We start from the raw sequence: 16,482 nt of genomic DNA, 5'->3' as shown, positions 1-16,482 counted from the left end.
GCCTGACCACCGACAATTTCAGCCCCCCATACAGCCCCACGGGCGGCACAGCCGCAACGGGTGTATCGCTGACCGGGACGACGGGGGCGGATAACCTGACAGGCTGGCTTGGCAACGACACGATCCTGGGGCTGGACGGCAATGACACACTGTCGGGCAGCTATGGCAATGACAGCCTGGATGGCGGGTCGGGCAACGACATTCTTTACGGCGAGGCTGGTAACGACACGCTGATCGGCGGGGACGGCAATGACCAATTGTGGGGCGGGGACGGCGCCGACCTGCTGCAGGGTGGATCAGGGAACGATTACCTGACCGGCAATGGCACGCTTGATGGCGGGGCCGGCTTTGACAGTCTGCGTGGCGGCAGCGGCAATGACATCCTGATCGGCGGCGATGGCGACGATTTCATGTCGGGCCTGGGCGGCAGCGATCTTTTGCAGGGCGGATCGGGCGACGATTACCTTGACGGGGCCGGCACTTTGCAGGGCGGGGCCGGCAACGATACCCTGCTGGCGGGCGGTGTCGGACTGCTGGAGGGCGGGGCCGGCAACGATACGATCCACAGTTCCGGCTATGGCGAAACCATCGATGCCGGCGACGGCAATGATGTGATCCGGCTGGTCCCCGCGGCGGCCACCATCACCGGCGGTGCGGGCCGCGACACCTATCTCGCCACCTATGACAGCGCCTTCCCCCGGTCCGGCATCGCCGTCATCACCGACTTCACGGCCGGGTCCGGCGGCGACGTGATCGATGTCAGCGCCCTGGTCTCCGGCATCGCGGATTTCGGCGGCGGCAGCCTGACCGCGCAGGGCTATCTGCAACTGCTGCAGACCGGGTCCGACACGCTGGTGATCTATGACCGCGACGGGTCCAGCGGAAGCCAGACCCCCATCACCCTGATGCGGTTGCAGGGCGTCACCGCCAGCAGCCTGACCAGCGCCAATTTCACACCCGAAATAAACGCCACCGGTATGTCCCTGACCGGGACCACGGGCAATGACAGCCTGACGGGCGGTGCGGGGAACGACACGATCCTGGGTCTGGAAGGCAATGACTGGATTTCGGGCGGTGAGGGCTCTGACAGCCTTCTTGGCGGCGACGGCAACGACCAGCTTTATGACAGTGCCGGCAACAGCCAGCCCGACACCTTGCTGGGCGGCGACGGAAATGACTGGCTGAACAGCTATAACGGCGCCGACCTGCTGGATGGCGGCAGCGGCAATGATACGCTGCAATATAGCGGTAGCGGCGGGGCCACCCTGCTTGGCGGTGACGGCAACGACACGCTGCTGAATAGCGACAGCGGAACGGTCACCCTTGATGGTGGCGCCGGCAACGACACGATTGTCGGCAGCAGCGGCAATGACAACATCATCGGCGGTGCTGGCAACGACACGCTTTCCGGCGACCTGGCTGCCGACACCGTGGATGGGGGCGATGGCGACGACCTGATTTATGCGCTGTGGGCCGATCCCACCTCCGTCCCGGGAAACGACGGTGCCGATGTCCTGTCGGGCGGGGCGGGCAACGATACGCTGGTCGGCTATGGCGCTGACGACACGCTGCTGGGCGGGGATGGCGATGATGTCTTCGTCCTGCCCAGCCAGGCCGCCACAATCATCGGCGGCGCCGGCCGCGACCAGATCACCCTGAACCGGTATGCCAGCGGCATTGTCGTCACCGACTTCACGGCGGGTGCGTCGGGCGACGTCATCCTGTTCAGTCAGGCCATGGCCGGTGTCACCGGATATAGTGGCGGCGATCCGTTGGCTCTCGGCTATCTCAGCTTCGTGCAGGATGGCGCGGACACGGTGCTGCGCCTGGACAGCGACGGCACGGGAACCGGAACGGAGGTCATCACCCTTCTGCGCCTGTCGAACGTCACCGCCACCAGCCTGACCGCCGATAATATCGCGCCGGCGCAAAGTCTGGGCGATGGCAATGATCTGCGATCCGGTACCAATGGCGACGATGCCATCGCCGGGGGTGGCGGCAATGACACGCTGTATGGTGGCTATGGCAATGACACGCTGTATGGCAATGCCGGCAATGACTTTCTGGATGGCGGTGACGGGGGGAACAACTGGCTGGACGGTGGGGACGGCAACGACACGCTGTCTGGCGGCTCCAACAATGACACGATCTATGCCGGCGCCGGCAATGACAGTATTTCCAACTGGGGCGGTGTGGACTTTATCGATGCCGGCGACGGTAACGACGATGTCTTCAGCGTCAGCAGCAGAGGCACTATCCTGGGCGGCGCCGGGGATGACACCATCGAAGGCTGGGGTGGCAGCAGCCTGGACGGCGGGGCCGGCAATGACAGCATCAAGGGCAGCAATGGAAACGACACCATCATGGGTGGTGCCGGCAATGACGTCCTGGATGGAGCGGTCGGCAGCGACCTGATCGACGGCGGCGACGGCGACGATCAGGTCAGCGCCAATGTGTCCGACGGCACCTCTTATATGTCCCCTCATCGCAGCGCCACCCTGCTGGGGGGTGCCGGCAACGATACAATCAGGGGCGGCAACGGCAATGACCTGATGTCTGGCGGTGCCGGCGTCGACGTCTTTACGACCATGTCTGACGGGTCAGGTGGCATCGACACCATCGCCGACTTCAGCGCGGAGGACGTGATCGTCTATCCGAAGGATGAAGAGTTCGGAAACGGCTTCCCCCCCATCACCCCCTATAGCGCTACCGGCACGGGCGTGCAGGTGGAAACGCTGGGCAACGGGATGACCCGGTTGCATTTTCGATCATCGCCCGGCGGTGCCAACCTGTGGGCGGTGGATATTTCCGGCAGCTATCAGGTGAGCGATTTCGTCCTGGAGGGCGATGGGGTCTTCCTGGCCAGCGGCCGGGCGGCATCACAGTCCCTGACCGGCGGCACGGGCAATGACGTGATCAAGCTTCTGTCCGGCCATGACACGGTTTCCGGCCTGGACGGAAATGACAGGATCGATGCCGGCTATGGCAATGATCTGGTGGATGGCGGTGCAGGCAATGACAGCCTGCTGGGCGGTGGCGGCAATGACACGCTGTATGGCGGTGACGGCAATGACAGCCTGAGCGGCGGGTTCGGCGATGACAGCCTGAACGGGGGCAACGGCAACGATTTCATCCAGGCCGGCGGCGGGGCTGATACGATCAGCGGCGGCAACGGCGATGATACCCTGACCGGGGGCATGGACAGCGACATCATCGATGGCGGCGACGGCAATGACACCCTGGTGGCGGGCACCGAGAACAGCTGGTCCTGGTGGGCTGATCCCAGTGGCAACACCCTGAATGGTGGGGCCGGCAATGATCTTCTGATCGGCGAATATGGTGCTGACCTGCTGAATGGCGGGGCCGGCAACGACACTTTGTCGGGTGGTGTCGGCAACGACATCCTGACCGGCGGCGACGGCGCGGACATATTCGTCATCGGCATGCATTATGGCAGCAGCCCCGGCAACGACATCATCACCGATTTCTCCGGCCCAGACCTGCTGCGCATCGACGGGGTCAGCCTGACCACACCGGCCGCCGGCCCCACCACGGGGCTGCTGTCAGGCGATGTGCGGGTGGCGACCAGCGGCGGCAATACGCTGATCTCCATCGGGCTGGACACAGTGGCGGGGGCCGATACGGTCATCACCCTGTCGGGCCTGACGCTGAGCGCCGGTGATCTGGCGGTGACCGGCAGCAGCGGGCTGATCCTGCGCAGTGCCCTGCCGCAGTCCCTGTCCGGCACGACAGGCAATGACAGCCTGAGCGGCGGAGCCGGCAGTGACACGATCCTGGGGCTGGGTGGCAATGACACGCTGGTCGGCAATGCTGGCAATGACAGCATCGATGGCGGGGCGGGCAATGATCTTGTCGCCTATCGCTTCGATGATCTGGGCATGACCAACGGCATCAGTTTCTCCGCCGCCGCCATCACCACGGGCAGCAGCGGCAGTCTGGTCGATGGGCGCGGCGGCACGGACACGCTGCTGAATTTCGAAGGGATCGGCGTCACCGGCACCAGCTTTGCCGACACGATCACGGGCAGCGCCCTGGCCGACCTTTTGTCGGGCCTGGGCGGGGCCGACAGCCTGTCCGGCGGGGCCGGCAACGACCTGCTGCGGGGCGGTGAGGGCAATGACAGCCTGGCGGGTGGCGACGGTGACGACACGCTGGCCGGCGGGGTGGGGTCCGATACGCTGGTGGGCGGATCGGGTGAGGACACGGCCAGTTACGACCTGTCCGAGGGTGCCTCGGGCGGCGTGGTGCTGCGTATTTCCGGCAGCTTCGTCCAGGTGGGCAATGCCACCGACAGCCTGAGCCAGATCGAACGGATCGAGGTGCGGGGCAGCCAGTTCGCCGACACGATCCAGGGTGGGTTGGGTGCCGAAACCATCGTCGGCCTGGGCGGCAATGACAGCCTGTCGGGCGGCGGCGGCAACGACACGTTCCTGTATCTGGCCCGCGACCCGGCCAATGGCACGGGCCTGCTGGCCCAGGGCATCGACCGCATCGCCGATTTCGGCCCCGGCGACCGGATCAGTGTGGAGGGTCTGACCTTCACCGGCACGGGTGTCGGCAGCGGGAATGGCGCGTCCTTGCTGTCGGGCGGGATACAGGCGGAAATCGTCAATGGCGTCACCCGCCTGCATATCGGGCTGGACAGCATCGCCGGGGCCGACCTGACGATCGAGTTGGGCACGGCGGTGGATGCGGCGAACCTGCGGGTTTCGGGTTCGGACATCACCTCTTCCAGCAACCTGACCCTGGCCGGCACGACCAATGCCGAATATCTGGCGGGTGGCGATGGCGACGACACGATCAGCGGCCTGGGCGGCAATGACAATCTGGTCGGCGGTGGCGGCAATGACAGTCTGCTGGGCGGCGACGGCCAGGATCAGCTGAATGGCGGGGCCGGCAATGACACGCTGGACGGTGGGGCCGGTGACGACGCTGTCGTCCTGAACCAGACGCGGGCGGCAGGCTATAGCATCATCCGCAACGGTGATGGCAGCATGACCCTGTCCACCAGTACCTATGGCAGCGACCGGCTGGTCGATGTCGAGGGGCTGTCCTTCACCGACGCCTATGTCCGCCTGACGGTGGCCAGCTTCACGGGACCGGCCGGCACCTCCTTTGATGGCACCGATGCCTTTGGCGACAGCATCACGGGCGGTCAGGGCAATGACTACCTGAATGGGCGGGACGGCAATGACCTGCTGATCGGCGGGGCCGGCGGCGATTATTTCCTGGGCGGTCAGGGCAACGACACCATCCAGGGCGGGGCCGACGGCACGGGCCAGAATAACGGCGTGCTGATCGACACGGCCCGATACGACGGCAATTTCGCCAGCTACACGATCAGTTCCGCCCTGGTCGGCAATGTCCTGACCTTCACGGTCACCGACAACCAGCCGGGCACGGACGGGGATGACGGCACCGATACCCTGACGGGGATCGAGGCGCTGAGCTTCAAGGATATGGGCTTTGTCCGGCTGGTGCCGCAGAGCAATACCAACCAGGACGGCTCCACCTATGTCGAAGGCACGCTGTTCGCCGACAACATGTCGGGAACGGCCAACCGCGACAGTTTCAGCAGTGTCGGCGGGGCGGACACGATTGATGGAGGGGCGGGAGAGGACAATGTCTTCTTCAACACCGCGATCGCCAACGCCACCATCACCCGCAGCGGCGCCAATGTGAATGTCACCGTCGGCAGCGTCACATCGGTCCTGACCAACATCGAAAGCGTGGGCTTCACCGACGGCTATGTGCGGCTGGCGGCGTTCGAATCCATCGATGCCAACGGCAACAGGTTCCTCGACGGCACCGATTTCGCCGAAACCCTGACCGGCGGCACCGGCAATGATTACCTGCGCGGCAACAAGGGCGCCGACAGCATGGTGGGCGGGGCCGGCGGCGATTATATCGAAGGCGGGGCCGGCAACGACATCATTGATGGCGGCGCCGACGGCAGCGATGGCAGCGGCAACAGCCTGGCCGATGTCGCCCGCTATGCCGGCAATTTCAGCGATTACACCATCACCCGGTCCGGTGACACCGTCACGGTGACCGACAATAATACCGCCGATGGCGACGAGGGCACCGATACGCTGACCGGGATCGAGGCGCTGAGCTTCAAGGATGACGGTTTCGTCCGCGTCACGGTGCAGACCAGCACCAATCAGGACGGGTCACGTTCTGTTGAAGGCACGCGCTTCAATGACAGCCTGACCGGGACCACCGGGTCGGACTTCTTCCGCCCCGGCGCCGGCGCGGACAGTATCGATGGCGGGGCCGGCACCGACACGGTGTCGCTGGACCTCACCTATAACGCGGCCAGCCTGTCCAGCGGTGGCGGCGGCTGGACCTATGCCAGCGGCGGCAATGTCTACACGCTGACCAATATCGAGGCGCTGTCCTTCACCGACCAATATATCCGCCTGACACCCGTCACCTATGCGGGCACGGACGGAAACCGGTCCATCAACGGCACGCAATTCGCCGATGACCTGTCCAGTCTGGCGGGCACGGGCAATGACAATGTCGATGGCGGGGCCGGCAATGACACGCTGGCCGGCGGGTCCGGCGGCGATTACCTGTTCGGCGGGTCCGGCAATGATGTGATCGATGGCGGGGCCGACGGCACGGGCAGCGGCGGCACGGTATTTATCGACATTGCCCGGTTCGACGGCAACATGGCCGATTACACCATCACCCGCGCTGGCGGCACCGTGACGGTCACCGACAATAACAGCGTCGGCGGCAGCGAGGGCACCGACACCCTGACCAATGTGGAGGGTCTCAGCTTCAACGATGGCTTCGTCCGCGTTGCCGCCCAGACCATCCTGGCCGGCGACGGGCTGACCGCCTATATCCAGGGCACGCAGTTCGCCGACAGCCTGACCGGCAGCAGCGGCAGCGTGGCCGACTATTTCGACAGCCAGGGCGGCAATGACACCATCGACGGCGGCAGCGGCGACGATACGGTGCGCATCAATGCCAACCTGTCGGATGCGTCGATCAGCCTGGTGTCCGGCACCAGCTTCCAGGTGACGGTGGGCAGCACCACCCTTCAGGTGACGGATGTCGAAGCCTTGAGCTTCAATGACAGCTATGCCCGTCTGACCACCTATGTCTCCAGCGACAACCGCACCTATATCGGCACAGAGGTGCTGGGCGACACGGTCAGCGGCAGCACCGGCAACGATTATATCGACGGCCGGGCTGGCAATGACCTGTTGAGCGGCGGCAGCGGGGCCGATGTCATCCAGGGTGGGGCCGGCAACGACACGATCGATGGCGGCGCCAACGCGTCCGGCGTGGATGTCGCGGTCTATGGCGGCAATTTCGCCGACTATTCGATCACCGCGGCGGGCGGCACCTTCACGGTGACCGATAATAATACCAGCAACGGCAATGATGGCACCGATACGCTGACCGGGATCGAAGCGTTGCAGTTCGGCGACCAGTTCGTGCGTGTCGCCATCGAAAGCGTGGCCACGACCCTGTCGACCAGTGGCCAGTACATTTATGGCACCATCCTGGGTGAAGCCATCAACGGCACCGTCGATGGGGACGGCATCCTGGGTCGCGCCGGCAATGACACGATCAATGCCGGTGGCGGCGATGACTTCATCGATGGCGGCGAAGGCAATGACACGATCGATATCGGCGACGGCGCCAATGTCATCCGCTGGGCGACCGGGGACGGCAATGACACGATCAGCGGCTTCACGGCGGATGATATCCTGACCATCAAGGGCGGCATCGCGCGCGGCGATGCCAGCCTGTCCATCGCGATCAGCGGCGGCAACACCATCATCACCATCGACAGTACGGCGACATTGACCCTGGTCGGTGTCACCAGCCTGACGGACAGCAATTTCGGCACGGGCTGAGGCAGGGGCGCGCCCCTTCCCCAGCCCCCATTCATCGTCAAAATCCATTTTCCGGTGAGCAAGACATGGCCCTGGTTCCGCCCGATCAGAACGTCGCCCCCGTCAATACCGTCCCCACCACGACGCTTTCCGCCACGCAAGGTCTGGCCCGCGCCATCACGGGCCTGTCCATTGCCGACACGACCCAGGACAATTCCATGAGCGTCGTGCTGACCGCCAGCAGCGGCACGCTGTCGGTCACGGGCATCAGCGGGGTCACGGTCAGCAATAACGGCACGGGCACGGTGACCCTGTCGGCCAGTTCCGGCAGCGTCGCCGCCAACCTGCGCACGGTGCTGGACAGCCTGACCTTCACCGTATCGGCTGCGGGCACGGCCACCATCCGCATGGAAACAACCGACAGCGGCAATCTGTCGGATGTCGATACCTTCAACATCTCCGTAGCCGCCAACCAGGCCCCCATCAACACCCTGCCCGCCAGCGTGGCCGCCCAGGTGGGCACGGCGCTGGCCCTGTCGGGTTCCAACCTGATTTCGATTTCCGACAGCGACGTGTCGTCCATGACCGTAACGCTGACCACCAGCAACGGCCGCTTCACCTCGGGCACGGGCACCGGTTCGGGGACGGGCACGCTGGTGCTGACGGGCACGGTGTCGGCGGTGAATACGGCCCTGGCCGCCGTCACCTACACGCCGGCGACGGCGGGCAGCACCAGCATCGCCGTCAGCAGCAGCGACGGGCTGGGCGGCAGCGACAGCGATACGATCACTGTGTCGGTCGCGGCGGCCGCCAATAACAGCCCTGTCAACACCGTCCCCTCCTCCACCCTGTCGGCGACGGAGGATGTGGCGACAGTGGTGACCGGGGTGAATGTCAGCGACGCTGACGCCACCAACACCCTGTCGGTGACCTTCACGGCCAGCGCCGGCACGCTGTCGGGCAGCAACGCCACCCTGGGGACCGTCACCTTCACGCAGAATTCCAGCGGGTCGGTCACCTTCAGCGGCTCCAGCCAGACCGACCTGAACGCCGCCATCGACACGCTGAGCTTCACCGGCACCGATCCCGGCGTGGCCACCATCACCATGTCGACCAGCGACGGCCAGGGGGGCACGGCCAGCAGCACCTTCTCCTATTCCGTCACGGCGCCCACCAACACGGCCCCGGTCAATGCCGTGCCCTCCAGCACGGTTACCGGTGCCACCCGCGGCACGGCCTTCACCTTCAGCGGTGGCAATGCCGTCAGCGTGACGGACAATGGCACGTCCATCACCACCAGCGTCGGCACCGACAACGGCACCCTGGCCGTCACGGCCAGCGGATCGGCCAGCGTCAGCAATTCCGGCACGGCGACCGTCACCATCACCGGCACGCCCACCGATGTGACCAGCACGCTGGCCAGCCTGCGCCTGACGGCAGCCAGCACGGGATCGGCCACGATCAGCGTCACCAGCAGCGATGGCAGCCTGAGCGATGCCGACAGCTTCCAGGTCACCATCACCGCACCAAGCAATACGGCCCCAACCGGCACGGCGCCCGCCAGCCTGTCGGTGGAAAACGGCCAGTCAATCGCGCTCAGCGGGTCCAATCTGGTCAGCGTGGCCGACAGCGACAGCGGCGACACCCTGACCGTGCAGTTGTCGGCCAGCAACGGCACCCTGTCGGCCAGCGGCGGCGGCACCGTCACCGGGTCGAACAGCGCGTCGCTGACCATCGCCGGATCGGTGGCAGAGGTGAATGCAGCCCTGGCCAACCTGTCCTTCCATGGCACCAGCGCCGGCACGGGCACCATCACCGTCACCACCACCGATCTGGCCAGCGCCAGCGACAGCGACCAGATCAATGTCACGGTGACGGCCGACGCCACCGCGCCCGCCACCCCCACGGACAGCAACAACAGCGCCAACAGCATCGATACGACGGCCAGCAACGGCGCCACCGTCGGCATCACGGCTAGTTCCACGGACGCGGTGGGCACCATCGCCTATAGCCTGACCAGCAATCCCGGCAGCGCCTTCGCCATTGATGCCGCCAGCGGCGTGGTGACGGTGGCCGACCGCGCGGCCCTGTCCGCCGGCACGGCCACCCTGACCGTGCGCGCCACAGACACGGCCGGCAACCACAGCCAGGCGGATTTCAGCGTGACCGTCACGTCCCCGCCCGTGTCGCCACCGGTGTCGCCACCGGTTTCACCCCCCGTTTCCCCGCCGGTATCGCCGCCGGTCTCTCCCCCGGTATCCCCACCCGTTTCGCCCCCCGTCTCACCACCGGTATCGCCACCGGTGTCCCCGCCCGTGTCGCCCCCCGTATCGCCGCCGGTCTCCCCACCGGTTTCACCGCCGGTCTCTCCGCCGGTATCGCCACCGGTCTCCCCGCCCGTGTCGCCGCCCGTGTCGCCGCCGACCTCTCCCCCCGTGGTGATCGGCGGGGCAACGGTGACGACACAGACCGGGACCGACAGCAGCGGGCGGCCGACGACCACCGTCACCGTCAATCCGGTTCCCGGAACGGTCACCACGCCGGCCGTCGTCCCCCTGGTCACCGGCAGCGCCGGGACCAGCCTGCAGGCCACGCTGCCGTCGGGCGCCGGCCTGACGGTCAGCGGCCCGACCAGCGCCCAGACCAGCAGCCAGGGCGCCAGCGTCCTGTCCGGCGCGGCGGGTACCGTCACGACGGGCACTGACGCCATCGCCCTGGTCACGGCCGCCATCAGCCAGTTCACCAGCAGCCTGAAAACCAGCCAGACATTGGTGGTCCAGACCGTCACGCCCACCCTGTCCGGCAGCACCCTGCCCGGCACGCCCATTGTGATCAGCGGCGGCACCACGGCCAGTCAGCCCGAGGCCCTGATCATTGATGCCCGCGGCCTGCCGGCCGGCGCGCCCTTACAGCTCGACAATGTCGATTTCGCCGTGGTGACGGGGACGGTGACGGTCACGGGTGGGGCCGGGTCCAACTATGTCGTCGGCGACAACAGCGCGCAAAGCTTCACGCTGGGCGCCGATGACGACACGCTGCATGGCGGCGGCGGCAATGATTTCGTCGGCAGCCTGGGGGGCAGCGACCTGCTGTTCGGTGATGGCGGCAACGACACGGTCAGCGGCGGTGACGGCGACGACCGGCTGGTCGGCGGCGTCGGCAATGACAGCGTGATCGGCGGGGCCGGTACCGACATCGCCCGCTTCGATGCCACCTTCGCCAATGTCACCATCACCACGGCCGCCGATGGCACCGTCACCGTCACCGACAAGGCCGGCGCGCTGGGCACCGATACGCTGACGGGGGTGGAATTCCTGCAGCTTTCCGACCGGCTGGTCATGCTGGGCAGCGTTCACGGTGTCACGGCCGTCACGGGATCGGCCACCGGCTTCAACGAGGCGGCCTATCTGGCTGCCAATCCCGATGTGGCCGCCGCCGTGAAGGCCGGCATCCTTGCCAGCGGCGCCGCGCATTACACCGCCTTCGGCCAGGCGGAAGGGCGCATCGACAATGCCACTTTCGACAATGCCTGGTATCTGGCCCACAATCCCGACATCGCGGCGGCCGTGAATGCCGGCATCTTCCGCAGCGGCTTCCAGCATTTCCTGCTGAATGGCCGTGCCGAGATGCGCGCACCCGACGCCGACCGCGATTTCGACGGCGGCCTGTTCAGCGAAAATTACTATCTGGCCGTCAATCCCGACGTCGCCTCTGCGGTGGCCCAGGGCATCTACAAGTCGGGCCTTGCCCATTACACCCTCTTTGGCAAGGCGGAAGGGCGTATCGCCTTCCCCACGGCCGGGTTCGACCTGGCTTTGTTCGACGAGAGCTACTATCTGGCCAATAATGGCGATGTGGCCGCGGCCGTGGATGCCGGCGCCTTTGTCGACGGGCTGGAACATTTCCTGCGCTATGGCATGAAGGAAGGGCGCGACCCCAGCGCCCTGTTCAACACCAGCTACTATCTGGCCCATAATCCCGACGTCGCCAGCGCCCTGTCACGGGGGCAGATCGACAATGCCTTCATGCATTACCTGCAATATGGCGGGCGGGAGGGACGCGATCCATCGGCCTGGTTCGACAGTTCTGCCTATCTGGCCACCTACTCCGATGTGGCCGCGGCCGGGGTCAATCCGTTGATCCATTATCTGGCCCACGGGCACGAGGAAAACCGCACCATCCAGGTGTCCGATACGGGCCTGTGGGTGGGATAGGGCCATCGGGGGGGAGCATGCCCCCCCCCCCGACACCTCCCCTGATCCTCAGCCCTTGGGCACGAAGACCACGGGCTGGCCGGCCTGCTTGTGCGTCACGCCCTGGCGCATGACGAACTGCACGCGCTGCAATTCCGTCACATCGTCGATGGGGCTTTTGGCCGTGGCGATGATGTCGGCATCCTTGCCGGGTTCCAGGCTGCCGATGCGCGACCCGCGGTCCAGCAGGTCGGCCGCGTTGACCGTGGCCGTCTTGATGGCGTCGGCCGCCGGCATGCCGGCATCGACCATCAGCTTGAATTCCAGGGCGTTGTCGCCATGGCGGCTGACGCCGCTGTCGGTGCCGAAGGCGACCTTGATGCCCGCCTTGACGGCCTGGCCGAAGGAGCCCTTCATGCGTTCGGACACATCCATGGCCTTGCCGGCTTGGGCGGCCGTCAGGGTGGTGTTGTTGCGCGCCATGGTCGACACGGTATGGCCGGCCAGCAGGGTCGGCACCAGATAGGCGCCCGTCTGCTTGAACAGCTTCAGGCTGTCGGCATCCAGATAGGACCCATGTTCGACCGAATCCACGCCGCTGCGCAGGGCCAGGTTGATGCCGCCGGCCGCGTGGGCGTGGCTGGCCACCTTCTTGCCCATCATGTGCGCCGTATCAATGATGGCCTTGGCCTCGTCATCGAACATCTGCTGGCCCGTGCCGGCCGCAATGTTGGACAGCACGCCGCCCGTGGTGGCCAGCTTGATGACGTCCGCACCCTTGCGGATCTGTTCGCGCACGGCGCGCCGGCAATCATCGGCGCCGTTGCAGACATTTTCCGACCTGAGCGCGTGGGTCACATCCTCGTTGAAGCCGTTGACATCACCATGGCCGGCGGTGATGGAGATCATTTCCCCCGCCGCCAGGATGGTCGGTCCTTCCACCTTCCCCTGATTGATGGCATCGCGCAGGGCAAAGCCCGTGCGGGCCGACGCGCCCAGGTCGCGGACCGTGGTGAAGCCCGCCATCAGTGTGCGGTTGGCAAAGGGCACGCCGGAAAGCGCCGTATCCTCCGGCCCGTCCTGCACCTCGGCCAGGATCGAGCGCGGGGTCAGCTCGCCCGTCAGATGCACATGGCAATCGATCAGGCCGGGCAGGACGAAGCTGTTCTTCAGATCGATGGTCTTCGCGTCGGTCGGCGCACCGGCGGCGGCCGCATCCAGATATCCGGCCTTCACCGCCGTCACCTTGCCATCCGTCACCACCAGCGTCTGCTGGGACAGCGGCTTCTGCCCCGGTACCGCCAGCAATGTGCCGGCATGGATCAAGGTGGTCTCCGCAGACGCGGCGCCGGTCAGCAGGGCCAGCGCCCCGACGGCCCCGGCCAGACGGCGGCGCCAAAGCTTCTCGCACGACATGATGAATTGCCTCACCTGTGTTTGTTGTCCGTTACAGATGGAATGACCGGGATTCGTCGGGATGACAAGTGGCGGAAACCGGCCGCGTGATTTTGTCGGGCACGGGCGCCGGCGTCGACATCCTAACCGAAAGGTTAGGTTGCATCACCCCCAGCCCAGATCGTTGCATAGTGCAGTTTTTGCATAATGCGTCATGCATATTTCAATGATCCACATATATTCGTATGTAAACCGCCTATAAACACAGTCAAAAGGACCGCAGAATCCCTCAACTTTCAGGCGTGCCGTAACCGTTGGCATGTGGGCTGCAATCCTAGGTTCCCATGACGGCGACAACGCCGCGAACCAACGAACCGATGGAGACCGACATGACCAAGTTCTTCGCCAAGGCCGCCGCCGCCGCCCTGATCGCCGCCGCCGTTGCCGCCCCCGCCTTCGCCCAGAATGCTTCCGGCACCATCCAGCTGAAGGGCAATGTGGCGCTGTCCTGCACCATCGCGGTCCAGGACCTGGGCCAGTCCCTGTCGCTGAAGACCGGCGAGACCAACAAGACGGTCGGTTCGGTCACCGAAACCTGCAATTCCGGCTCCGGCTACCGCATCACGCTGGCCTCCGCGAACGCCGGCAAGCTGAAGAGCGGCAATTTCACCATCGATTACAGCGTCAACTATGACAGCTTCACCGGTGGCCTGACCAGCCAGGCCGTTGTCGACCGCGCCACCGCCCAGTTCGGCAAGAAGTCGGACCTGAAGGTCTCGGTCGCCGCCTCTGACCAGTACATTGCCGGCGATTACGCCGACACGGTGACGGTCACCATCGCCGCCAAGTAAGGATTTGCCCGCTCCGCTGGCTCCATCTGCCCCCGTCGGCCCGGCCGCACGGGGGTGTTGGCGCGAACGGCTGGCGGCGGGGCCGCAAACAGCGTAGTCTGACATCGTATCCAGCCCAAAAGGGGACAGGCCAAGGAAACCGGTATGGCCGACTGGCAGACACAAATGTCGAAGGCGGGCGCTGTCGCTGGAAAGCTGACCGGCGCCGAAATCGTTGCTATCGCGCGGGCCAATCTGGGCCTGGCCGTGGGCGCGAAGAACGAACTTGCCTTCATCAAGGCCGTCGACAGTGCCGCCGACGGCGCCAACTACTCCTTCTACAGCGCCGATCCGGGCGGGATTTCCCGTGTGCTGACGGCCATCCGCTATGAATTGACCAATTCCCGCGCCGACGGCGATGACTGGCTGCTGGCCGGCGCCTATGACGGCACGGAAACCAGCGCCTGGATGGAGGGGTTGAAGGCCGGGGACGAGATCCGGATGAACTGGACCGGGTCCTCCACCGGCACCAAGGTGACCACGACGACCCTCAGCTTCATCGTGGCGGAAGCCAGCGACACCACCCGTACCCTGGCCCGCATCGATACCGGCAAGACCGGATCGATCGCGCTGACCAGCGCCAGCTTCGACCTGTATGCCCGCGCCAGCACGTCCGAGATCCTGATCTATCGCCCGCGCAGCGCGTTCGACACGCGCACCAGCACCACCCGCGATGATGTGCTGACGGCCGCCACCACCCTGTCCAGCCTGATCGATGGCGGGCCGGGCAATGACGTCATCACCGGCAGCGACCGCGCGGACGTGCTGCTGGGGGCCGGCGGCAATGACACGCTGGCCGGCGGCGGCGGCTCCGACCTGCTGCGGGGCGGGTCGGGCGACGATGTCATGAGCGGCGGGGCCGGGGCCGACCATTTCGAGGTGGATTCCCGCGGCGATCAGGTGGTGGAGAATGAAGACGAGGGCAATGACACCGTCTATAGCCGCCTCGCCGCCTACAGCCTGACCGACAATGTCGAGAATCTGGTGCTGCTGAACCCCGGCAATGCCGCCGGCACCGGCAATGGGCTGGCCAACGAGCTGCTGGGCTATTCCGGGGATGACAGCCTCTATGGCCTGGAAGGCGACGACACGCTGGATGGCGGGGAAGGCAATGACCGGCTGGATGGCGGCGGCGGCAACGACACCCTGATCGGCGGCAGCGGCAACGATATCTATATTGTCGACAGCGACGGCGATATCGTGACCGAAGCGCTGGGCAATGGCACGGACGAGGTGCGGGCCAGCATCGCCAGCTATGCCCTGACGGCCCATGTCGAACGGCTGACCTATATCGGCGCGGAGGATTTCGCCGGCACCGGCAATGGCATGGCCAACCTGATCACGGGCGGGACCGGCAATGACACGCTGGATGGCGGGGTCGGCAATGATACGCTGGTCGGCGGGCTGGGCGACGATGTCTATATTGTCGACACCCGGTATGACACCGTCACGGAAAAGGCCCGCGGCGGCAATGACGAGGTGCGGACGGCGCTGGCCTCCTATTCCCTTCCCGTGGAAGTGGAGAAGCTGACCTATAGCGGCAGCGGCGGCTTCACCGGCAATGGCAATGTCCTGGCCAATATCATCACCGGCGGTGGTGGCAAGGACATGCTGAACGGTGCCGGCGGCAATGACACGCTCTTTGGCGGGGCCGGCGACGACACGCTGGTCGGCAGCGCCGGGCTGGACGAATTGTGGGGCGGCGCCGGGCGCGACCTGTTCCAGTTCACCAGCGCCGTGGACGCGCGCGATACGACCATGCCCATGACAGCGGGGAATAGCGACTGGATCCGCGACCTGGATCTGGGCGGCGCCAAGGGCACGGAACTGGCCGACCGCATCGACCTGCCCTTCTTCGTCACCGCCATCGCCGAGAGCCAGGTGCTGACCGGCACCTCCTTCGCGGTTGCCGTGAACCAGCTGTTCGCCCGCGGGGCCGCCCTTTACAAGACCGGCACGGCCGGGATTTTCATCTGGGGCAATGACAGCTACCTGATCGCCGGCGGCCCGACGCTGAGCACCGGCCTGGGCTATGACGATTTCCTCATCAAGATCACCGGCTACAAGGGCACGCTGGATCTGGGGGATCTGATCTGAGGGGGAGATGAAAAGAGTTTCCTCATT

5 protein-coding genes are annotated in these 16,482 nt (G+C 65.7%); 4 read left to right on the top strand and 1 reads right to left on the bottom strand.

Annotation, left to right across the window (positions count from 1 at the left end; translation table 11 throughout):
* Together ACODTW_RS22250 and ACODTW_RS22245 are read left to right on the top strand one after the other, a co-directional pair.
* Positions 1-7,901, top strand: a 7,901-nt coding sequence (locus ACODTW_RS22250; RefSeq protein WP_488948285.1) for a beta strand repeat-containing protein, incomplete at its 5' end; no start/stop codon positions are given.
* A gap of 65 nt (positions 7,902-7,966) precedes the next feature.
* Complete coding sequence (locus ACODTW_RS22245) at positions 7,967-12,094, top strand: beta strand repeat-containing protein (protein ID WP_488948284.1); 4,128 nt, start codon at positions 7,967-7,969, stop codon at positions 12,092-12,094.
* Between the two features lie 48 nt (positions 12,095-12,142).
* On the opposite strand, the gene ACODTW_RS22240 is transcribed toward ACODTW_RS22245, so the two are convergent.
* Positions 12,143-13,489: a metal-dependent hydrolase family protein gene (locus ACODTW_RS22240; RefSeq protein ID WP_488948283.1), complete on the bottom strand. Its 1,347-nt coding sequence runs from the start codon at positions 13,487-13,489 to the stop codon at positions 12,143-12,145.
* A gap of 368 nt (positions 13,490-13,857) precedes the next feature.
* On the opposite strand from ACODTW_RS22240, the gene ACODTW_RS22235 reads away from it, so the two are divergent.
* Positions 13,858-14,319, top strand: a complete 462-nt coding sequence (locus ACODTW_RS22235; RefSeq protein WP_488948282.1) for a hypothetical protein — start codon at positions 13,858-13,860, stop codon at positions 14,317-14,319.
* 144 nt (positions 14,320-14,463) lie between these two features.
* Complete coding sequence (locus tag ACODTW_RS22230) at positions 14,464-16,455, top strand: calcium-binding protein (protein WP_488948281.1); 1,992 nt, start codon at positions 14,464-14,466, stop codon at positions 16,453-16,455.
* The last annotated feature ends 27 nt before the right edge of the window (positions 16,456-16,482 follow it).

It is taken from the genome of Niveispirillum sp. FG148 (assembly GCF_057809655.1).
This window is presented reverse-complemented; position numbering and strand designations above follow the sequence as displayed.

Excerpts from the sequence above, each read along its gene's own strand:
- ACODTW_RS22245 (WP_488948284.1), top strand. The coding sequence starts at position 7,967 with ATGGCCCTGGTTCCGCCCGATCAGAACGTCGCCCCCGTCAATACCGTC.
- ACODTW_RS22240 (WP_488948283.1), bottom strand. The coding sequence starts at position 13,489 with ATGTCGTGCGAGAAGCTTTGGCGCCGCCGTCTGGCCGGGGCCGTCGGG.
- ACODTW_RS22235 (WP_488948282.1), top strand. The coding sequence starts at position 13,858 with ATGACCAAGTTCTTCGCCAAGGCCGCCGCCGCCGCCCTGATCGCCGCC.
- ACODTW_RS22230 (WP_488948281.1), top strand. The coding sequence starts at position 14,464 with ATGGCCGACTGGCAGACACAAATGTCGAAGGCGGGCGCTGTCGCTGGA.